At 67.3% G+C, this 21,113-nt stretch carries 12 protein-coding genes and 1 pseudogene; 4 read left to right on the forward strand and 9 right to left on the reverse strand.

Annotation, left to right across the window (positions count from 1 at the left end):
- Positions 1-79: 79 nt before the first annotated feature.
- The 3 genes from ABZ721_RS31405 to ABZ721_RS31415 all read right to left on the reverse strand — a co-directional run bounded on the left by ABZ721_RS31405 (position 80) and on the right by ABZ721_RS31415 (position 12,202).
- Positions 80-520, reverse strand: coding sequence for a hypothetical protein (locus ABZ721_RS31405; protein WP_358792152.1), 441 nt, complete (start codon positions 518-520; stop codon positions 80-82).
- Positions 521-536: 16 nt separating this feature from the next.
- Positions 537-7,499, reverse strand: a complete 6,963-nt coding sequence (locus tag ABZ721_RS31410) for a polymorphic toxin-type HINT domain-containing protein (RefSeq protein WP_358792153.1) — start codon at positions 7,497-7,499, stop codon at positions 537-539.
- A gap of 215 nt (positions 7,500-7,714) precedes the next feature.
- Entirely contained in the window at positions 7,715-12,202 is a 4,488-nt protein-coding gene (locus ABZ721_RS31415; RefSeq protein ID WP_358792154.1) for a LamG domain-containing protein, read from the reverse strand.
- Positions 12,203-12,549: 347 nt separating this feature from the next.
- Between ABZ721_RS31415 and ABZ721_RS31420 the strand changes: the two genes are divergently transcribed.
- On the forward strand, positions 12,550-13,632 hold the full coding sequence (locus ABZ721_RS31420) for an acyltransferase family protein (RefSeq protein WP_358792155.1): 1,083 nt from the start codon (positions 12,550-12,552) through the stop codon (positions 13,630-13,632).
- A 1,220-nt stretch (positions 13,633-14,852) separates the two neighbouring features.
- Here ABZ721_RS31420 and ABZ721_RS31425 read toward each other — a convergent pair.
- The 3 genes and pseudogenes from ABZ721_RS31425 to ABZ721_RS31435 form a co-directional block, all read right to left on the reverse strand.
- Complete coding sequence (locus ABZ721_RS31425; protein ID WP_358792156.1) at positions 14,853-15,137, reverse strand: hypothetical protein; 285 nt, start codon at positions 15,135-15,137, stop codon at positions 14,853-14,855.
- Between the two features lie 161 nt (positions 15,138-15,298).
- A complete protein-coding gene (locus ABZ721_RS31430; protein ID WP_358792157.1) occupies positions 15,299-15,643 on the reverse strand; it encodes a DUF6183 family protein in 345 nt (114 codons plus the stop codon).
- Positions 15,567-16,568 (reverse strand): annotated as a pseudogene (locus tag ABZ721_RS31435) (DUF6183 family protein); the annotation flags it as partial. The gene ABZ721_RS31430 and the pseudogene ABZ721_RS31435, both read right to left, overlap by 77 nt.
- Positions 16,569-16,727: 159 nt before the next feature.
- On the opposite strand from ABZ721_RS31435, the gene ABZ721_RS31440 reads away from it, so the two are divergent.
- From ABZ721_RS31440 to ABZ721_RS31450, 3 genes are all read left to right on the forward strand, one after another.
- The gene (locus ABZ721_RS31440) at positions 16,728-17,735 is read left to right on the forward strand and encodes a hypothetical protein (RefSeq protein WP_358792158.1); all 1,008 of its coding nucleotides are present in this window, start codon (positions 16,728-16,730) and stop codon (positions 17,733-17,735) included.
- A gap of 663 nt (positions 17,736-18,398) precedes the next feature.
- A complete protein-coding gene (locus ABZ721_RS31445) occupies positions 18,399-18,698 on the forward strand; it encodes a DUF1778 domain-containing protein (RefSeq protein ID WP_358792159.1) in 300 nt (99 codons plus the stop codon).
- Positions 18,695-19,090, forward strand: coding sequence for a fic family toxin-antitoxin system, toxin component (locus ABZ721_RS31450; protein WP_358792160.1), 396 nt, complete (start codon positions 18,695-18,697; stop codon positions 19,088-19,090). Before ABZ721_RS31445 ends, ABZ721_RS31450 begins: the two co-directional genes overlap by 4 nt.
- 321 nt (positions 19,091-19,411) lie before the next feature.
- Here the strand turns inward: ABZ721_RS31450 and ABZ721_RS31455 are convergent, their stop codons facing one another.
- From ABZ721_RS31455 to ABZ721_RS31465, 3 genes are all read right to left on the reverse strand, one after another.
- Positions 19,412-19,696, reverse strand: coding sequence for a hypothetical protein (locus ABZ721_RS31455; protein WP_358792161.1), 285 nt, complete (start codon positions 19,694-19,696; stop codon positions 19,412-19,414).
- A 580-nt stretch (positions 19,697-20,276) separates the two neighbouring features.
- Complete coding sequence (locus tag ABZ721_RS31460) at positions 20,277-20,594, reverse strand: hypothetical protein (protein ID WP_358792162.1); 318 nt, start codon at positions 20,592-20,594, stop codon at positions 20,277-20,279.
- 129 nt (positions 20,595-20,723) lie between these two features.
- Positions 20,724-20,951, reverse strand: coding sequence for a hypothetical protein (locus ABZ721_RS31465; RefSeq protein ID WP_358792163.1), 228 nt, complete (start codon positions 20,949-20,951; stop codon positions 20,724-20,726).
- Positions 20,952-21,113: the final 162 nt, after the last annotated feature.

Below are 21,113 nucleotides of genomic sequence, written 5' to 3' on the forward strand. Positions count from 1 at the left end.
CGGCCTGACACACGCGCTGCCACACGCGCTGCGCGTCAGGGCCCCCGCGTACAAGAATCCCGGCAGGCCCCCGGCTTGATCAACCTGATAGTTCCCGCTGCGCCTCGGCATAGGAATTATCCGGGACTAGCTCCGACATCTCACTAAAAAAGACCACCCCAGCCGCTTTTATCGCATCCACGAACTCCACGGACGAAGTGCTCGCCACCTTTATTTCTTCGCCACTCTTGGCGGTCACCAAGACGCGAGACCCAGCAGCCTGGAGAGACAACTTGATCGGCTGATCCGGGAAATATGTCTCCGCATAGCCCGACGACTGCATTTTCGTCACCATTTCGGCGATATAACACCAAAGCTGGTCCACATAATCCCACTCCTCGATGCCAATTACCTCCAGCCCATTAATGACAAGTCGAATCGCTCCTTCAATGTAGTCATTATCCAATGGGGGTATTCGGGATTCTTCCACGCGCACGAACTCACCGTCCGCACTCCTCAGGAACGTCTCAACCTCAACCATTTGCCAGACCCTTCGATTATCCTGGGAAGAACTGACCCACTCGACCTCTATTCATGCCGAGTGTGTAATTGGTACCATTGAAACTTCCGTGAATCTGATACATGCCCCTATGTCCTCTCTGGATTAGCTCGCCACGGTTCTGTCGCATGACTTCGCCGATGGCGTCCTGGACGTCGCTAACGCTCATGCTCGGATCAAAGAAGGTTTGATTTTTCTTCACCGATCCATCCCAATATTTCGGGTGATGGCGAACGAGTATATGCTCCAGCCCCTTCTTATCGAGCAAGAAATTTTCATGCCCGAACTGGAAACGCTGACTGTTCCAATTGCGGAGTGCAGGAAGGCACCCTCCCTTGTTATGAACCAGCACCGGCGCGGTTCCGGCGAGTACATAGTACGTGTGGAGATCGCGGACCGTGAGGTTATACGCCGACTGGAGCTTCTGGACGTGCACGACCGAAGTGATCCGTAGTGGGCTACCAGCAGCGGAGAGCAGAGTCATGCCCGCTTTGAGTTCACCAGCGTCGATCCAAGCCTGGGAACTGGGGGACCACATTGGATGATGATCTGTGACCGTTAGAGTACCCGAACCCCCTGCTCCGCCAACAGTGACTGTGGAGAAGTCAGTATCGTCGGGGGTGGCGATGGTTGCATCAATCTCTTTGGGACCGGAGATCTCCATCTCCGGGTCCGCAGAAGCAACTTTGTCGCCGATTGCAATCTTTTCGATGGGCTTAGTCGTGCCATCGGCTAGGAGAACCAAAGTGCCGGCGGGGAAGCTATTGCACAACCCCTCCCTCTTAGGCTTGATTCCCGTGAGGCCCTTCTCGATGTTTGCTTCATATTCAGCCCAGTAAGCTGCGGTTTCCAGCAACGTTTGCTTGAGGCTTTTCCTGGCCGAGCAGGTAATCCCTTCCTGGCCACAGATATCTCTGTACATCACCGTTTCAACGGAGCCATCCCAGGGAATCTTGTTGCAGTCCTCATCTATCGCCATCATGCAGTTTTCGGTGGGGTTCCACGTATGCGAACTGTAGTTCTTGTTAAATACCTCGGCATGCTTGCTATATGCCTTATCGATCGCCTTCGCGACGGCCTCCGCAGTGCCGCTTACCGTGAATGTTCCAACGGAAACAGTCGTAGGAGTCTTGGGTGACTGGTCGACTTCGCCCGGGTCGTGACCTTCATCCGTGCGATCGAGAGATTCACTACCCTTGTCGCCATTAGTAGGCATACAGGGACCGCTGTCCGTTTCGTATACGCACAGTCCAGTCGGGTCGCTCAGCGTGACAGGATTATTGTTGCTGTAGACGTATCCATTAAGAGACTGGGGATCTCCGGCGGTTAGGAGAGGATCGACGCTGACGAAGCGGCCGGTCGAGGGGTCGTATTCGCGGGCGCCGAGGTGGGTGAGTCCGGTGTCGGTGTCCTTGGTTCCGCCGAGGAAGCCCTTAGTGCCAGCCCAAGCCGTTGGTGCGGTGCCGCGTTCGGCGCCGAACGGGGTGGAGTGGCGCTGCGTGGCGGTGCCGGTGGTGGAGTCGATGTTGACTTCGGCGGTGCCGTGGTGATCGGCGACCTGGAACGCAACCTTGTTGTCGTCGGTGCGTACCGCGGTTGCGGTGCCAAGCGAGTAGTAGCGGGTGGCTTTTGCTTTGGTGGCGCCCTTGACGAAGTTGAGTTCGGTCGCCCCGAGGTAGAGGGTGGTGTTCTCGCCAGACGGGTTGGCACTGTCAATGGTGCGCGCGGTCAAACGACTGCCGTCCGGCCCGTACACGTAGGCGGTGGTCTTCGTAGTGGTGACGGTGGTGGAACCGGTCTTAGTCTTGACAGTGTTCAGGACCTGGGCCAGATCGTTTTCGGTGTTCCAGGTCAGGGCCTGGTCGTTGGTGAGGGTTGGGCTGGGGTTGAGGTGGCGTTCGCTGGTGTTGCCGGCGGAGTCGTAGGCGTAGGACTCGGTGACCGGGGTTCCGGTGCCGCCGGTGAGGGTTCCGGTGCTGCTCAGGGAGTGGGGGTGAGCTGCGCCGGTGGCAGGGTAGGTGTACGTGCGTGTCTGGTCCTTGGCAGTAGCTCCCGCCGGATCGTGCTGGGTCTCCGTCTTGCGGGTGCCGTCGGGGTTGTAGGTGTAGCTGCTCCAGTAGGGAGCGGGGCCGCCCAGTGCGGTGCCGTTCGGGGTGGCCGGGCAGTCGGTGCTGTTCGGGGTGAAGGACTCCGTCAGACGGGCGAGATAGTCGTACTGGAAGCACTGCCGGTCGGTGCCGGAGCGGGATACATCGGCCAGGGAAGTGACGTTGCCGGCCTCGTCGTAGCTGTAGGTAGCTGCCCGTGCGGCGACCGGGTCTCCCTCGAGGTCGGTGCGGCTGTCGTGCAAACGCTGGGTGCCGAACTCGTATCCGTTGGTGACGTAGGTGGTTTTGCCGCCTGCGTTGTAGGTGGACTGCAGGGGCTTGTTGGTAAGGGAGTAGCTCTGCGCGCCGAGGTAGCCCGACAGATTGCTGCTGATAGTGGTTGGGCGGTGCAGCTTGTCGTAGGTGGTGACGATGGTCTCGGCAGGCAGGCTGCCTACGGGAGGAAGGGAGGTGCCGGCGATGGTGCCGTCGAGGTTGTAGGAGGTGCCGAATATGTAGTCCCCGCTGAGCCGTTCCTGGCCGGGGATGGACGGCACGGTCAGCATGGTGGTCTTGGGGCGGCCCAGCGGGTCGTACGAGGTGACCTTGTTCTTGTACGGGTAGGTCGTGCTGTCGACGGTGGTGTAGCGGGTGGTGGTGTCGCTTAGGCCCTTGTTGCCGGCGGGGTCCCACGTTTGGGAGGTCAGCAGCGGTCCTGTTGCCGATCCGTCGTGGGTCTCCAAGGGGCGGGAGAAGTTGTCGTAGACGTTGGCGATGACCTTGCCCCGGCCGTCGATGCTGGTGACGAGTTCGCCGCGATCGTTGTAAGTCTTGGTGCTGGTGCCGCTGTCAGGGTCGACTGCCTTGACCGGGCGGCCGAGCTGATCGTAGATCCAAGTCCACGTGGTGTTGGACGGATCGGTGAGCTGGGTGAGGTGGCCTGCTCGGTCGTAGCCGTAGGTGGTGGCGTCGTAGGCGCCGGTGGGAGTGGTGCTCTTGTACTGGCGTAGTTCGGTGACGTTCCCGGTGGCATCCGAGATCGTGGTGGTGGGTGTCGCGCCCTTGGGTGGCGTTACGGTCACCCGGTCGCCGCCGTAGGACATGGTGGTCGTGGCCAGCGGGGTACCGACGCCGTTACCCTTCAGCAGGTCGGTCTTGACCGGACGTCCCAGACCGTCGAAGGCCACGGCGGTCTGGGTCTCCACGCCGGTGGCGTCCTCGACCTTGAACAATGTGCCTGAGGGTGCGCCGGTGGCGTAGTACGCGGCGTAGGTGAGGGCGGCCTGGCCGCGTTCGTCGTAGAACGTGTCGGTCAGGATCTTGCCGCCGTTCGCGGCTGGTGTCTGGCTCTGGCGTTCGCGGCCCAGGCCGTCGTACAAGGTGTAGGCGGTGTCCTGTGTGCTGTCGTTGTTGAGTGAAAGCGTGGCGACCGAGCGGATCGCGCCGTCGAGGGTGGTGTACCGGAACTCGCTGTTGGGCGTCTCCTTGTTGCTCGTGGACCGGTTGGGTAGCCAGACCTTCGTGGTCCGGCCGAGGCCGTCGTACTGCACTTCGGTGCGGCGGGAGTTGGTGTCGACGGTAAGGATGGGCAGGCCGCGGACCAAGTCGGTGTAGACGGTCGTGGTCTGGGTGCTTGCCGCGTTGCCGATGGTGGCGGGTGGGGTGGTGATGGTGGTCTTGGTCGGGCGGCCTGTGGCCGGGGTGTAGGTGGTGGTACTGGTGCGCGGGTTGACGACAGCTGTCGTCACGGGCGGTGCAGCATCGTTCGCCGGATTGAAGACGCTGGTGGAGGCCAGGGTGGTGACGGTGAGCGGACGGCCGTAACCATCGTAGGTGGCGGCGTTGTCGAGGTAGCTGGCCGTGGCGCCGTTGCGGGTTTTGAGGGTTTCGGTCAGCGTCGGCAATCCCTTGGTGGGGGCTGCGCCGTAGGCCTGGCCGTCGAAGCGGACCCGGGTATCGGACAGGACGGCGGATGTGCCGTCGGCCTGGGTGTCGCGGTTGATGGTCGCGGTGCAGGTACCGGCCACGGTCTCGGTGTGGATGACTCCGGTGAGGATCCAGTCGGTGGTGTTGTCTGCGTAGGTGCTGCGGGTGCACCGGTCGTCGGTGGGGGCTGTCGTGTCACCGAGCGTCTCGACCTGGGTGGTGCGCCCGTACGTGTCGCGTGTGGTGTTGCTGCGCACTTCGCGCCATGAGGCGCCGGCCCCCCCGTCGAGTGAGGTGAAGGCTCGGGTAGTGGCAATCCCGACGAGGTTGGCGGTGGTGGTGCCCCAGTCACGGACCCGCTTGGCGGTCTCTTTCTTCCACGGAGTGTTGGCGGACTTGGACAAGAGCGCACCGCCAGGGGCGGCGTAGGCCTCGCTGCGGTATTCGAATCCGGCCCAGGCCGCATCGTCGGTGAGGGTCGTGCCTTCCCCGTCGGGCACGGTGACCGTGCGGGTTTGGGTCTTGTCAGTGGGGTCGGTGCGGTCGCCGTCCATGCCGCGCAGGAAGTAGTGGTCGGCTTGCGTGGACATACCGGAGGTGCCGCCGGTCTGCACGCGGACGTGGCCGTGACCGCGCCACTGGGACCAGGTTTTGAGTTTGTCCTTGGTCAGGCCCTCGTCGTCGGCGAAGTGCCAGGCGGCGGCGTCGAGGTAGGTGTAGTGCGTGACTGCGTCCGGGGCGCCGCCGGTGCGGTCTGTGGCGATCACGGCGTCGACGACGTACTTGTTGAACCACTCGGTGGTCGCCGGCGTGGTGTTGTCGGGCTGGTACATCTGCGGGAAGCAGTGGGTGGTGTTGGTTTGCGGGGCGGGTAGTGCATTCCAGTTGCAGGCGGCGGCGGAGTAGTTGATGTCGAGCTGGCCGCCGGCCTCATCGGCGATGCTGCCGAGTCGGTCCTTGACGAACGGGGCGCGGCCGTCGCCTGTTTTGTCGAGCCGGTTGGCCCGCTGGTCGTATCCGAAGGTGATGGGCGGCAGCGGGATGGGGGTGGCGCCGGTTAGCCCAGTGTGCTTGATGGAGTCGAGCAGCAGTTGGTAGTCCGCATCGGCGGTACCCCAGTGGTGATGCAGGTCCCATCTGTCGATGTCCTTGTAGCCGCCGTCAGCTTGCAGGGTCTGGGTGGTGACGCTGCTCAGGCGCGTGCGAGTGAAGAAGGTCGGCGCGAAACGACCGGCGTCGCAGTCGGTTCCGGTGGCGCAGTTGCGGTCCCAGGGGGTGTCGTACCAGTACTGCGGTTCTGTATCGATCTTCGCTGGGGCGCAGGTGGCACCGGGAGAGCTGTCGGGCAGGCAGCGCTCGGCGGGGGTGAAGTTGACCATGGCCATAGGCTTGACGGTGGCGGAGTAGATGTCGGCCTGCTGCTGGCCGTACTCGATGTGATGCAGGCTGCCGCCGCGTACATAGGGCGTGCGGTCGCTGGCCTTGAGGTTGCGACCGTAGTTGTTGGTCTCGGGGGTGTACCAGTAGGTGATGTCGTTGCCCTTGGTGTCGATCACCTGATCGAGGTTCCACCGCCACCCTTGCTGGCACCACGAATCGGCAAACGTTGCCGCGTGGCAGGGCTCACCGGTGTCGTCGCCGAAGACGGGCACGGTGAAGACGGATTTGGTCTCCGGTTTTCCCGTGGTCCAGTTAGTCAGGCGGTTGTAGCCGAAGAGGTAGCGGGTGCCGTTGGTGGTGATGGCCTGGAAGTACTCGCCGTCTTTGGCGCCGTTGCCGCGGGCCGCGTCCCGGATCCGCGTGACCTTGGTGCCATCGTCGCCCTTGATCCGCCATGCGTTGGTGCCGGCTGGGATCAGTTCGCCGGAGTGGCCGTCAAAGCTGATGGTCGCGTTGTCGTAGGCCCAGCACAGGTCGCCTGGCTCGGCACCGTTTGTCTTCACGCCGTCGTCGCCGCACGGTTTGTAGCTGCGCTCGACGAATCCTGCCGACAGGTCGAAGCCGTCGCCAGCCCACGAGGCCTGGTTGTTGCCGTTCGACGTGCGACCGTCCACGGCGCCCGAGGAGTACGACAGGTCGACCTTCGGGGTCAGGCCGGTCGGCACTGACGGGACGGGCATGTCGTAGTTCCAGGAAAAGGCTCCGCTGTTGAGCGCGGTGCTCCAGGTCGAGGACACCGATAGGGGGGACGCCGTGTAGTCGCCCGTGGACCCGGACGCTGAGGACGTAACGGCGAGGACGGTCAAACCGGTGGTCGCGGAGCGGAATTGGGCGGTCGGCGCTGTTGCCGCCGCGGGCACGGTAATGGTATCGGCGCTGACCGTCTGGGTCTCGGTGTCGTTGCGACCGACCAAGGCGCTGACCTTGCGGCATTCTGGGAGGTCGGGGGTGGTTACGGCGCAAGCCGGCAGCTGGACCAGGCGGAGGCGGGAACCGTAGTTCGCTCCTGCGGCGTGGGCGAATCCGCTGTAGTCCACCGTGACCTTCGCCTGCCCCGGCATTTTGGTCGTGCCCGCGCCGGTCACGGTCAACAGCAGGCCGTCGACACCCGCCCTACGGGCAGCCGCACGATCCAGCACCTGAATCGTCGCCTGGCGAGTTGCGGACGCGGCGCTCGGGGCGGTTGGCGCCTTCGATTTGGCGGTGGGAGCGGTCGCGGACGACAGCGTCACCGGCAAGCCACCCGGCTTGCCGGCTGCCGCCAGGGGCCCCTTCTTGGCATCAGGTACGGCAGCCGGCAGCGTGAAGGTGGCGCTACCCGTGCTGGGCCATATGGTCTTGGGTGTGGCCGGGTGCGGGCTGGTATCGGTCTTCCGGGGTCTGACCTTTCCGTCGCTGCCCTTGACCGGCTTCTCCAGCGAGGGCGCGTTGGGTCGGGTGGAAGCCGTGGCCGTGGTGACCGTTGCTGGGATCGTCTGCAAAAGGGAGCCGACCAGCAAACTCGCCACGAGAGCAGCGATCCTCGCCGACGACCGGCGCCGTATGACCTGTGACCTGCGCATGCGATGCCCCCTGCCACACCCCCTCTGCGGAGGTTGCGGCGGATCTGGACCCACCCGGGCTACCGGGGAAGGTTCGAAGAAGCTGGTGGAGTGAAGCGGGCGAGCGGCCCGGCGAAGTGGGGTGCGGCAGAGTCGTTGCCGCACCCTGCCTCCGCCCTGGATCAGGGACCTGTTGCCGTATCGAGTTCGTTGCCCGGCGTTGCAAGGATGTAGATCTGAGTGGGGCTGAGGACCCCTTGGTAGGCCCATACGTCGTCGATCTCGCCGGAGAACGGTTCCGTCCACGCGGCGCCGGCCCGATTGCGGCCGATCTGCAGGCCGCCGGAGGCGATGAAGGGCTGGGCTGCCGTGCTCCACGAGACGTTGTTGCTGCAGGTCCCCGCGCCAGCGTCGTCGGGGCAGATGAAGTTTTGCGTCTGCCCGTTGACGTACAGGGTCAGCTGATCGGCGAAGGCGTCGTAGACGACTGCCAGATGCGTCCAGCTGCTGCCGGCCGCACCGCCGTCGAAGGTGAAGGCCGCCGTGGTGCGGGTCGTGCTGCCGTCAGCGCCGGCTACATCCGCCACCCATCGCCCCACGTAGATCGGGTCTTCGGTGAGGGGGTCGGTATCGGTGCGCACGTAGTCCCAACGCACGGTCAGTGCGCTGCTGCTGCTTCCCGCCACCGACCAGACCGTCATGTCGCGGCTCGGTGTTCCTGCCGTCTGTGCCCAGCCGGTCAGTGAGAAGCTCTCACCGGTCCGCACGTTAGTCCCGGCTGTGCTGGCGTAGGCAGTTGCTGTCCCGTCCAGTTGCAGCGCGCCGGTCGGATTCAGCACCCCCTCCGCGGGGTCGATCAGCGCACTGCTGCCCAGGACGGCCGGATCAGCGGTGCGCTGCCCGCCCAGCGCGGTGATGTCGTCCGGGGAAGATTGCGGAGTGCCGGTGGCGGTGTTCAGCTTCCACCGGCCGGCCAGCTGCGGGCGCTGCTGGACCATGTCCCGGGCCTCGGGGTCGGTGACGACCCGGTCGAACAGGCGTACGTCGTCGATGTCGCCGCCGAAGAACTCGCCCGCTACGCCCTCGCGGGATCCGGCGCCGATCTGCAAGGAGCCGGGGGTCGACCACGGTTTGGTCTGGGTGTAGGCGCTCTCGCCGACCAGGTAGCCGTTGATGTAGAGGCGGATCTTGCCGGCGGTGGCGTCCGAGACGCCCAGCAGATGCGTCCACTGCCCGTCGTTCGCGCCGAAGCAGGGGATGCCGCCTGTGGTAGTGGTGCAGGTGGGTTGCAGGGCGCGCACCAGGGTGTCGGCGGTGATGTCGTCCTTGTACCGGCCGAAGACCCACTTTTTGGTGTCCGGGGCGTAGTACAGGGCGAACTCGCTGTTGTGCAGGCCGCCTTGGGTCAGGGCCATGCGTGTGGCGTAGTCGCCCGGCTTGATGGTGGGCAGTTTCACCCAGGCGGACACGGAGAAGCTGCGGGTGCCTTCAATCTGCGGGCGGGTGGTGCGGGCGTAGTCGTTCACCCCGTCGAAGTGCACTGCCTTGCCCGCGACACCTGCAGCGCCCGGCGTCGCGCCGCCGAACAGGGCCGCGTCGGTGGTCTCCGACCGGCCGATCGCGGGGGTGGCGGTGTCGTCCAGCGGCCAGACGGCCTTGGCCGGCGTTCCGGTGGTCAGTGCCTGGTCCGCTGCCACTTTGGTGGCTTCGGAGGCGGTCAGAGCGCGGTCGAACAGGTGGACCTCGTCCAGGGAGCCGGGCCAGGCATCGGTGTAGACGCCGCGCCCGAAAAGCCGCCCGAACTGCAGGGAGCCACGGGCCGCCCAGGCGGCGGGGGCCGCTGCCGGAGCAGAGGCGACGCCGTTGACGTAGACCGTGTTGGTCTTGGCGACGGCGTCGTAGACGCCCACCAGGTGGGTCCACTGCCCCGTCACCACGGGCGCGGTGGACGCGGCGGTCTGCCAGTCGTAGCCCTCCGCGTCCTTGGTGGTGGTCTTGAACGCCCACTTGCCGTCGCTCAGGCCCAAGGTGAACGCGCCGATGTAGGTGCCGTCCTGGCTGACTGCGCCCCGATTCACCGCGGCATTGGCATCCGCCAGGTTCACCCATGCGGAGACCGAGTAGCCGCGGGCGGTGTCGAGGACCGCCCCGGGGGTGGCGGCGTAGCCGTTGGCCGTTCCGTCCAGTGCCAGGGCCGTGCCGGTGTGGCCGGCGGCACCCAAGGTGGCGCCGGATGCGGGGGTGGCCTCGAAGGTGCCGCCCGTGCCGGTCAGCTGCGTGCCGCTGGTTTCATCCATCGCCCAGCCGGACCGCTGGGGGTGTCCTGCGGCCACGTTGAAGTAGTACGTCTGCGGTTGGGAGGCGTTCCCGGCCCCGTCCAGGGCTCTGACCGACAGCAAGTGCGGGCCTACGGTCGTCGGCAGCACGTTGACTGTCTGGGGGGCGCCGGCGGTGGTGCTCACCTGGTTGGCTGCGGAGGCGGTGGTGTCCAGGCCCCACTGGTACTTCACCACGTCCGTGGCAACTGAGTCGACGGTGAAGGCCCCGTAGCGGCCCACGCCGTCCGTCCAGGGAAGGACGGCCTGTGCGTCGCTGGAGCCGGGGTAGGAGCTGGAGGTGATGACCGGGCCTGCCGGTGTGGTGGTGTCGACCATGACGTAGCAGTCCGTCGGGTCGCCCGTCGAGCTCCATGGGCCCCATTCTGCGCCGTCCCACGCCCGGACTTCCCACCCCAGCCACTTGTTGAGCGGGAGGGAGGTGGGCAAGGACACGGAGAACAGGGACCCCGACGCTTTGAAGGTGTTGGCAGCGGGGGCCGTTGCCTCGGCGCCGGTGGACCACCAGCGGCGGATCGTGCCCTTGCCGTCCCCGGTGTCCCAGGCGACGCCAAACTGGATGCCGATCTTTTCACCGTCCGGGTCGGAGACCTTCGCGGTGATCTGCGGCATCTTGTTGATCTGCACGCCGGTGGACAGGCACAGCGAGCCCGGCGACATCGACAGATCCTTCATCGGTGCCTGTCGGGGCGGAAGGTTGTACAGCACCCGCAGACTCGCTTCGGCGGTGAAGCGCTTCCAGGCGTAGGTGTCGTTCTCGTTCTCCGCCCGCAGGCCGAAGGTAATGGATGTCCAACCGCCGTTCGCTGCGGCCTGGACCTGGTTGCGGACCGCACCCGAGGCACCGCCGAATTCCAGGTTTCCCGCCGCGCAGCCGGTGTAGCCCTTGGCAGCGGCCAGTGTCTGCAGGCGGGAGTTCCAAAATGCGCCCTGTGAGGTGTCCCAGGTGGTTTTGGAGCTGATGCGATTGGTCAGCCACAGCTGTACGTTTTTATCGGTGCAGCTGTAGGAGTGCGACTCGTACACGCTGAACGTTGCGGATAGTACGTGCTTGCCGGCGAACTGCGCCGAGGGGATCTCGTACATCACCCTTTTGCGGTCCTGCGGCGCGCACAGCGAGGTGTCACCGCAGTAGCCGACACCGAAGTCGTAGTTGTCCGTCGCCCCGAAGTGCCAGTACGGATGGGTGTTCCAGTACTGGGACACGCCCGTCCACGCGGTCTTCACCGGGGTGTTCCACACCGGGTCGATCATCACCGGGAACACTGTCGTCGGGGCGTCCAGCAGGCCTTGGTCCGGGGTGAGTACCAGGGACTTGTGGTCAGCTGGGAGATCGACGTCCACCGGTGCGGTGTGTGCCGCTCCGTCGATACCGGTCGTCGAGCGGGGGGTGGCCGGCGAGCTATCGGTCGTCGGAGCACTGGTGGGCGAGGTGCTGGTGGGCGTCGCGGACGGGGTGGTGACGGGCGCAGCCGACTGGGTAGGGGCGGGCGCCACTGCGGAGGCGTTGGGGGCTGTCGTCGTCGCGGTGCGGTTGCCCACGCGCGGCGATGTGGCCGCCGAGGCGGCAGGAGCAGCTGCCACGGGGCCCGGGGCGCCGCTTTGGGCGAGCGCGGAAGAGTCGTACATCACGGGTCGCGGTGCTTCGAAGACCGTCCCGCCACCGCCGGCATCCACTGCCGCCAGGGAGCCGTCGGTGTGCTCGTTGACTGTCAGGCCCTGGCCGGCGAGACCGAGCTTGAGCTGGTTCAGCTCCGGGTTCTTCGCCGCCTGGGCGGTCTTGACGACCAGCAGCTGGGTGAAGCCGGTTGCCGTGGCGGTCAGGCGCAGGTCCACATCCGGCAGTACCGACCGGTACTCCACCGTGCTCTCGCTGACGAGCGGTTTGGGCAGCGCCTTGGGCCAGGTCAGGGCCAGTTCCTTGCCGGCTCGCGACATCCGCACCAGCGGCTGGGTGCCGCCGCCGGAGAACACCAGGTCCGCCAGTGCGGCCTTCGGCGCCACGGTGCCGTCCGATCGCACGCGCAGCGCCGTGTCGATCGGCGCCCATGTGCCGCTCTGGCGGGTGCGCACGGGCACTACGTGGGTGGTGGAAACGAGTGTGCCGTCCGGTTGCGCTTGAACATCGCTGATCTCGGTGGTCAGCGTCGCTACGTCGACTGGCGTGTTCGTGCGCTTCGCCGCCGCGATGGCCAGGCTCTCGGGCGTGTCGTGCGGCGCGCTGCCGCCCGCACCCGTACCGGGCTGGGTCGGCGGGGCGGTGTCTGCGGCCGCGGCCTGGGGCACGCCCCTTGCGACGTCCGGCAGGCCTATCAGCACGCCGACGGCAGCCACAGCTGTCAGCCACCCGCGCGCCGGGCCCCGACATATACCCGCGTTCCCCACGACTACTCCCCTGCCCCACAAGAAACACACAGAACGTGAAGGGGTGAGTGAACGGCGCGTGGCGGCTTCTGTCAATCGTCTTCTACGGAACACAAGGGCTTTGACCTGCAGTTTCTTCCCTTAAAGGGCCCTTAGAACGGGGTGAAGCGGACATGGTTGTAGTGAGGGAAGTGAAATAGGCCACACTCCACTGCACGGTCCGATGATCGTAGAATTGGAGCTGTCCGGACGCCTGACACTGGCGCAACCTCTGTCGCAGCGCGCTCCAATCCGCTGCGAGTCAAGAGGGTCCTGCCGTGCTCCCCGCCCAGCTCACCACGCCACTGCCCGCAGAGCGCACCCCCGGGCCGCCGCCGACGCAGCCTGCTGCCACGCGAGACCCCTTCCTGGACAACGCCAAACTGCTCGCCCTGGTCCTGGTCGTCTGCGGCCACCTGTGGGAGCCCCTTGTGGGCCACGCGGGCGAGCGTGGACTGCGCGCGCTGTACCTGCTCGTCTACGCCTTCCACATGCCGGCCTTCATCCTGATCTCCGGCTATCTCTCCCGCAGCTACACGGGCCGCCCGCCCCAGTTGCGACGCCTGCTCAGCGGAGTGCTCGTCCCTTATCTGATGTGGAGCACCCTGCTGGCTCTGTTCACCAACTACGTCGCCGACAAGCACGCGGCGCTGCAACCACTCACGCCGGTCTGGATCACCTGGTTCCTGATCTCCCTGTTCTTGTGGCGGCTGACCGCACCGTTCTGGTCCACTTTGCGGGCCCCGGTCGCCATCGCCGTCGTGATCTTCCTCGCCAGCGGCGCGTTCCCCGTGGGCGCCCAGTTGTCGATCACCCGGACGCTGCAGTTCCTGCCGTTCTTCGTCATCGGCCTGGTCCTGCGACCCGAGCACCTACAACGCCTGCGGCAAGCCACCTGGTTGCGCATCGCCGCTCTCCCGCTGTTCACTGTGGCGGGAGGGCTGGCTTACTGGCTCGTGCCCCGTCTGCCGTTGCAGTGGGTCTACCGCAGCGGCAGCGCTCGCGAGCTCCACGCGTCCTACACCCACTGGCTCGCCCAGTCCGCTGCGATCTTCCTGGTCGGGGTGGTCCTCACCGCGGCCTTCCTGGCGCTGGTGCCGCGGCGTCGCACCTGGTGGACCCACCTGGGGGCGGGCACTATGTATGCCTTCCTCCTGCACGCGTTCATCCGCCAGGCCCTGGCCTACAACGGCCTGTACGACAACGCCTTTTGGCACCGCTCCCTGGGCCAAGCCGTCCTGACCGCCGGCTCCATCGCCCTGGCTCTGGCCCTGTGCACCACGCCCGTCCGCCGGGTGTTCCGCCCCCTGGTCGAACCCCGTATGAAGTGGCTGTTCCGGCCTTCGCCGTCCGCCTCCTGACCCACTGCAAGGTCATTCGCCTCAAGAAGTGCATCGGGCCGCCGGGACGCGACACCACCCCAACCACTGACTGGCATCTACAGGGCCATCGGGCCTGCGGTCCGCTACGAGGCGGAAGCGACCGCGAGCCCGGTGCCGCCGGGAGGTCACCCCATCGGCGGGGGGACTGGGCAGACGGACGCCGCCGGCTCACCTAGCTGTGGGTCGGGGCAACTCCCGTGCGGGGGTGCCCGTGCCGCCGCCGAAGCTCTCGAACGGGGGCTGCGGGGCGCCGCCGATGGCCCCGGAGCGTGGCCGCCGCGATGGGCTGGCGAGTCCCCCTCCTCGTCTGCAGTGGCCTATGGACTTCTCCCCCTCAACGTGCTGACCACGACGCATCCACCCAACGCCCGGAAGCGTGCCGTGTCCGAGCCGCTGATTGAGCGCTGTGGATGATCGACACCTGCGGTAGTGACGTGGCCGACTCCGGCGGCCAGTGCTCGCGGGATACGACGGCACGGTACCCGCTGGCCTGAGTGGTCTATGTCGCTGAGAAGTCCGCGAGCTTCTTCGTCGTGCTGCAGTGGGCGTCCCTCGAATGGGAGCGGCTGCGTATTACCACCAGCTGCAACATTCAGTCCCCGGGACCGCGAGCGAGATCGCCACTCTGACCGCCTTGACCACCGAAGGTGGCAGGCGTGCGAAGGCGGCCAGCTACACCCTTCTGCGCTGGCAACCCACCTCACTCGATCTCGCCCACCGCCTGCAGCCCGCGACCTTCGACGAGGACGACCACCGCTTCTTCGAGCTACCGCCGAGGACGCGCCGGTGCGCTGCCAGCCCCGAGCGCCGGAGGGTCAACGCCGTGCTGTTGCCGGTCCTGTGGCGGGGTAGAGCAGGCTCTGGCGGGGCGCTCATAGGGCTCAGGGTGGTTGCTGCGGTGGGGGCACCCCCGCGATGGCCGGGGACTTCGGCGACACCACCAGAAGCGGGGCAGGCCCTGCCCCGCCACCTCAAAGCAGGCTCCTCATGGCCGTTTTGCATCATCGGCTTGAACCCGGTGACCCGCGCGGACGGTGTCGGAGCCGGGCATCAGACATATCCTGCGGCGGTCAGGCGGTCGGCCAACGGGAGAGCGCAGCCGAAGCCGTCTGGGCTCCTGGTGCTGACGGCGCGACCGGGCACGAGCCGTGGGATGGACGGTCGCGCCCACACTTGCCAGGCGCTGCGGAGCAGGCAGGCTACAGACCGCGCAGCGCCTGGTCCAGGTTTGGGTAGGTGCTCCAGCAGGTGATGCTGCCGTCGGTCTGCAGGCTGCCCATGTGCCAGTCGTCGCTCGCGCGGTCCTGCACGAGGCACAGGTCGCTGAACCCCAGGACGCACACGGGGTGCAGGATCTCGTAGATGGTGTCGCGTGCGGTGTACATGGCTGCTCGCTCCGGGCTGAGCACCTGCGCTCGCGCATCGTGGGAGATGTTGCGGATCTGCCGGAGGGTCCATCCGTACAGCGGCTGGTGCTCTGACATGGCCTGATCGACGCACGGGCAATCGCGCGGTGGGAGGCGCGAGGGTGAGGAGGGTGTCTGCTGCATCGGCCGCTGTCATGCGGTGGACGGGTGATGGCGTCGTCTCGTGCAACCCGTTCACCGTGTCTACGTCTTGGCTTACCTGGCCCGAGGCAGATCGATCAGTCGGTGTCGGTGGCGGCCAACACGGCGATCTCCTGGCCTCCGGGACGCAGGGCCGCGACGGCAAGATCCCAGAGGATTCCATGGAACCACCCGGGCGCGCTGTCCATGTGGAACCAGGTTGTCCGGCGCACCCGTTCAGCGACCTGCGCCAGGGGGGCGTCTGCGGGGCAGCCGGTCAGACCGCCGAGTGAGCGCCAAGCGGCGAGGCGTCCGTAGGCGCGGTGGGGGGTTGCGCCGTAGGCCGCTCCAACGCGTCGCGGCGGTGAGCAGGGTCCGCAGCACGAGGTCCGGACTCGACGGGTAGAGCTGTGCCGGGCCCTCGTCCGCGGGCCCGGGGGCAAGGGGCAGGCGTTCGACGACGGCTGGGAGGTCCTGCGCGGCCACGGGCTCCAGCAGCCAGAACTCCTGCGCGGTGACCGTACCGTTGGACTGGTTGAACCAGTGTCGGACGGCCTCGCTCATGGTGTGGGCCGACTCTGCGATGCTGATCTCGGTGATGTCGACGGCGGCGGCGCGCCGGCTCATCGACGGCGTGATCTGCAGCACGTGCGGGCCGGTCGAGTTCGCCCGTACGGGGGGAACCATCCAGGTCCAGTTGTTCGCTGCCCCCGGCGGGCGTCGAAACCCTTGTTCTGCGGGAAGAGGGCGCAGGGGCAGCGCGGCGAGCGGGTGGCCCTCGGCGAGGAGGGTGTCCGCGAAGGGGCGCAGGGCGGGGTGCCCTTCCACGTTGTCCGCCACGAGCACCAGCTCGTGGAGCAGACACGCCGCGAACTCGTGGGCGGACGCGGACTGGGGCTGCGCACCGGGCATCACTGCCACGATCTCCTCGATGCGCTGGCCGCTGGCCGCGACCGCGGCCAGAGAGCGCGGGGAGACGGCCTGCTCGAGGCTGTCCTGGTGCGGTGAGGCGAGCACGCGCAAGAGAGCGCTCAGGCTTCCCGGAGCCGGCTGCGCGGCCAGGGCGTGCAGGGCCTGGTTGAGCGCCGCGGCACAGTTCCTTCGTGGTCCTCTCCCGCGCCGATCCGGGCGGAGAGTTCCAGAGCGACGTCCCCGGCCCGCACGAACCCGCGGTCGGCGACCTGTGCTGTGGCCCCGGCACGCACGGCGGTCGCATCCCCGGCTCCGGTCGCGCGCGGGGCTACCACGATGCAGGTGATGCCCTGGTCCATACGGTGATTGTTTCCCACCGTCGAAGTCGCCTCCGCCACCGGGCCTGGCCCGATGAGCGTCGGACCGCCCGCCGGGCGGAGTACGCGGCGCCGACACCCGACGCGTCCCTTCCTCCGCACAGGCCGGCCGCCGCAGCCCGAGGGCGGCCCACTCGCGGGCAACGGTCCACCTGTGATGACGCTGCGCAATACCTGGGCCTAAGGTGTGCCGGTGATCTTCAAAAGGAAACCGCGGACTGCGGACCTCACCAGCGCTGTGTCCGAGTTGGAAGACGCGGTGGGCGCCCGCGATGGCGGCCGCACCGGCCGCGCCTTCACCGCCGTGATGAACGCGGTGCAGTCGGCGCCCGACGCCGCCCTGGTGCTGGCTGGCCCCCGGTTGGCGGCGCTGCTGCCCGCTTTCCCGCCCACCGGCCCGCGACCGATGCTGGCGATGGCGGCCGGCTTCTGCGTCGAGCGCGGGGCCGATCCGGTGGCCTGCGCCGCGCCGCTCCTCGACGGCGTCCACCGGGACCTGCGCGACGCCCTGGAGTTCGCCCGCCGCTGGCGCGCCACCGGCGGGGGCGACCTTCCGGAACCCGACGAGAAGATCATCGACGAGGCGCTGCGCGCCCGGATCGGCGGGGACGAGCAGGCGGCCATGCGGCTGGCGCTGGCCTGGGCAACGGTTCAGGAATGGCAGCCACCCGCGCTGGCGGTGCTCTGCCGCAGCGCGGAGGTGCGCCGCCGGCACGCGCCCGCGCTCTTGCCCACCTGCCACGAGCTGGCCGCCTTGGAGCGCCATGACCTCAAGTGCTTGGCTTACGCGCTGGCGGTCCTTGAGGAATCCCTGATCGTGCTGCACCGACCGACCGGAACCGGGTTCGAGGTGCGCATCGGCGGCATCGGAGACAACTTCCAGTTGCACACGCTGCTGGCCCACGTCCTCATCGGCGGCGGGCATGTGCCCGGGACGGCACCCTCCGCGGAGAGCGTCCGGTTGGCCACCGACCCCGAGCCCGCCCAGGGCCGCACCGAGATCATCGCGACCGGAGCCTTCGACCTCCTCACCACGGACGGCGCACCGATCTGGAACGAAGGGCTGCCCGACGACATCCCGGTGGTGGAAGGACGTCGCGTCCTCGTTCTGGATACCCCGGCCTACCAGCGCAGTTGGAACGGCGACCGGTTCTTTCCGCATCTGCCGGGGTCGGCCGAGCTGATCCGCACCCTGGCAGCGGATGAAACCCGGGCCTGGTACGCCCGCACATCGCCGAGCCGGTGAATCCACCCGCCTGGTTCGAGACATCCGCGTGCAGGGTGCGGGAGGCCGCCGCGGGTGTGGCGGAGCACGGGACGATGTCGAGGCCGGTGAGGGCGGGGCACTGGTCGACGCGGACCGGGCTCGGGCGGTAGGCGCTGAGGAACGCGGCCGGCTCGCCGATGTCCCGGTCGTGCCTGCCGCGTCCGAAGAGACAGAGCCCTCTGGCGTGCGATGTCGTGGTGGCGTAGTCCCCGGCCCGGGGCGGGCAGGCGATCATGGTGCCGGGCGCGCGGCGGTGACCATTCCGGTGCTTGGCGCGACTGCAGGCAGATGGCGCAGCCGGGCTTCGCCCTTGTCGCGGTGTGCGCTGCTGCTGAGCCGGACCCGTGGACGGCAGCCCTCGGCGCGGGGTGGGCCGCGCTACCCGCCTAGGGCGGGCCGTGCCCGCAGCTGCTGCAGGAGGTCCGGTGGCGTGCGCCGGACGGACCTGCGCACGGTACATAGCTCGGCCGGCCCGCATCTCACCAGGATCGGCACCTGACAATCCGGGGTTCCCCGGCAGCGTCCGTCCCGTCGAGGGCACCGCTCGCCCGCGCCAGTCCGGCGGCGGCCGTACGCCCGTGACTGTGCCTTCGGCTGGGGGATCCTGGCCCCTTGAGTGGTACCGGGGGTACCATCGGTACCATGCCAGCTGCGAAAGCGTTGAACCTGCGATTTCCCGATCCGGACCAGCACGCAGCGATCGAGGCTGCGGCGAAGCAGGAGGGGGTCAGCCTGCAGGAGTACATCCTGTCTGCAGCCTACGCTCGCGCCACTGCCGTGGAAGATCGCTTCCTCGATGCGTTCCGGGAGTCGATCTCTCGTGTCGGCAGCACGTTCGCCGACGACGCAGGCACCGCCGATCCCAGCCCGGAGCAGCGCGCTGCGGAGCGTGAGGCGAGGCGCGGTCTTGAGGGGTCGCAGGAGCGGGGCCACGCCGCGTGACGCAAGGTGAGCCGAGCGCACCGCTCCATCCGCTGGAGGTGCCGTTCCTGCTGCACGCGGCGCAGCTGTTGCCTGGCGATCCGCAGGTTGACGACTACGGCCCGTTGTACGCGGTGGTCGCCCGGGTCAACGCTCGGGCCATGGACCGTGACATCTACGGCTCGGTGCACTTGCGGGCGGCCGCGCTGCTCCAGACGCTGGCCAAGTTGCCGTGCTTGGAGCACTCCAACGAGGCTTTCGCCTGGCATTCCACGGAGGCGTACCTGGCTCTGAACGGATGCCGGCTCGAGTACACCCCGAAGCAGGCGCTTTCCCTGGTGCGGGATGCCGCTTCCGGCGCGGCGGGCGTTGCACTGGTCGGTCGCCAACTGCGGGCGTGGAGCCTTTCCTGACACCGTGTCGCTGCGGGCCTGCATGCCGGGCCGTGGCCAGCTGTTGGCCGCCGGCGATCTCCCCGACGCGCGCTTCCGCGCCCCGCGCGGACCCTTGGGAGTCACCTTTCGGCGAGGAGGCCGGGCAGGGAATCACAGACACCTGCGTTGCAATGGAGCGGTCACGTTCCGGGTCCTGAGATGGCCTCGGGGGCCCGCGGCCCGGCGGGATGGGCGCCGATCAGCGGGTTGGGAAGGAATCCAGAGCCACCTGGGGTTGCTGAAGCAGGATCATCGCGCGCAGCACGTCGCATCGGGCTCGGGGGAGGCAGGCGGCCGCGATCAGGGCCGGGAACGCGGTGGTCGACTCGACTGGGGGCCATGCTGCCGGTCTCGGTGGATCAGCCAGACCATGACAGGCACCCCGACGATGAAGATGGCGAAGGACTCGAAGGGTGGCGGCAGCAGAACCATTCCGATGATGGTGAAGGTGGCTGCGACCGCCAGCACCGCGATGAGCAATCCCGGCTTGCGCAGCGTTCGCCGGCTCACCGCGCCGACGTTCTCACCGTCCGCCTGTGTCTTGTGCCCCTGACCGCTGGAGTCTGAAGGATCTCCCTGTTCCATGGGGCGATCGTCCCACGCAGTGACCTCGCTGTCATGGCTGCACCATGAGCAGCGGGGGCGGCAACGACGCTCCAACAGGCCACACGAGTTCCGGTCTTCGACCTCCTGCAGCAGACGGGTTCCTCGGTGCGTCAGCCTCGGCGATGTCGAGCCGTGCCTGCGGACGCTCGTCGACGTCGGCGACCTCGTGCCGGTCGCTGGGAGGCTGCCCGCTGTCAGCGCGGCCATCGCCCGCATCCGTGCGGACCTCCCACACGGATGCGAGGGCCGCTTGACAGCCTCCCTGGCGTTCATGGCCGCCCTGCGACGCGAACCTCGCCTCCGCACCAGCCTCGGCTGGCCGCCCTCGGAGGCCCCTGGCCCCTCTGGGAGCACTACCGCGTGACCGGCCGCGGTGGCCGCCGGGCGATCCACATCAGGTGACTGCCCAGGGGTTCCACGGAACCTGGCCAAGGCCCTCGCACGGCCTGCGTCGCCGCCCATTGAGGACGACTGCTGTTCCCGACACTGCGAGGCCGGGGCAGCCTTGTCCCGTCGGTTACCGCCGGTCATGCATGAGGGAGCGGATCTATCCTGAGCGTCAACGGGAGGGGACGGCATGAACCACGATGTCCAGCTGGTACAGGATGTGGCAGCGACTGTGTCCGGCAACGAGGATCTGCTGGAAGCGCACGTCTTCCATCAGGACGGGGTCCTGCCACACCTGTTCTTCTAGGAGGTCGTTCAGGAGACCGTCGCGTCGTTCCTCGGCGGAGACGACTGGGACTGGCGAGCTACGTTGGGGTTCCTGGAGGAGCAGCATCGCCTTGATGTCCTCGAGGTGGTGCAGGTGATCACCACCTCGTTCCTCTGCAGGCTGCCGTGGCCGGACCAGCCCAGGTACGGCCTTGTCGACCACCTTGGTCCCACCATGAGGGTCCGGTTCGCTGCAATTCGTCCGTCCGGCTGATGGTCCAGCGGCAGAGGGTGAGCAGGTTGCTGAAAGTGACCTGTTCCCGTCTTGCCGGTGTGTACTGCACTGGCCGATCTACTCGGATCCGTTGTCACATCGGGTGATCGTGATGTCGACGGCGGTAGCGTTGGCCCCGGGCGCGTCCACGGCCACGCGCACGTGGAACTCTCCGCGGTCGCCGACCCTGTGGACGAAGCGGATCAGTTGCTCAACGTCGCCGACGGCACCGCGGCCGTCGGGCAGGAGGAGCAAGCCGTCGAAGGCGGTCCTATGCCGCGTCGGGCCCTTCGACTTCCTGCGCATGCGGATGTGTGAAGAGACGGACTTTGACGAGTCCCCTCTGAGCTCGAACCCTTACTGCCACGTGGGTGTCGCAGCTGGCTGCGGGGGCCGTCCCCAGGGCGAGAGAGATCGGGACCCAGTCGGTCGCCCCCAGGTGCATGGTTCGTGTAGATGTCGACCCCG

The sequence above is a fragment of the Streptomyces sp. NPDC006733 genome (assembly GCF_040636125.1).
In the GTDB taxonomy this organism is placed as follows: Bacteria; Actinomycetota; Actinomycetes; order Streptomycetales; family Streptomycetaceae; genus Actinacidiphila.

Bases quoted from the DNA above. Each gene is read 5' to 3' on its own strand.
- ABZ721_RS31405 (WP_358792152.1), bottom strand. From the start codon at position 520: ATGGTTGAGGTTGAGACGTTCCTGAGGAGTGCGGACGGTGAGTTCGTG.
- ABZ721_RS31425 (WP_358792156.1), bottom strand. From the start codon at position 15,137: ATGTCAGAGCACCAGCCGCTGTACGGATGGACCCTCCGGCAGATCCGC.
- ABZ721_RS31445 (WP_358792159.1), top strand. From the start codon at position 18,399: ATGCCAGCTGCGAAAGCGTTGAACCTGCGATTTCCCGATCCGGACCAG.
- ABZ721_RS31455 (WP_358792161.1), bottom strand. From the start codon at position 19,696: ATGGAACAGGGAGATCCTTCAGACTCCAGCGGTCAGGGGCACAAGACA.
- ABZ721_RS31465 (WP_358792163.1), bottom strand. From the start codon at position 20,951: ATGCGCAGGAAGTCGAAGGGCCCGACGCGGCATAGGACCGCCTTCGAC.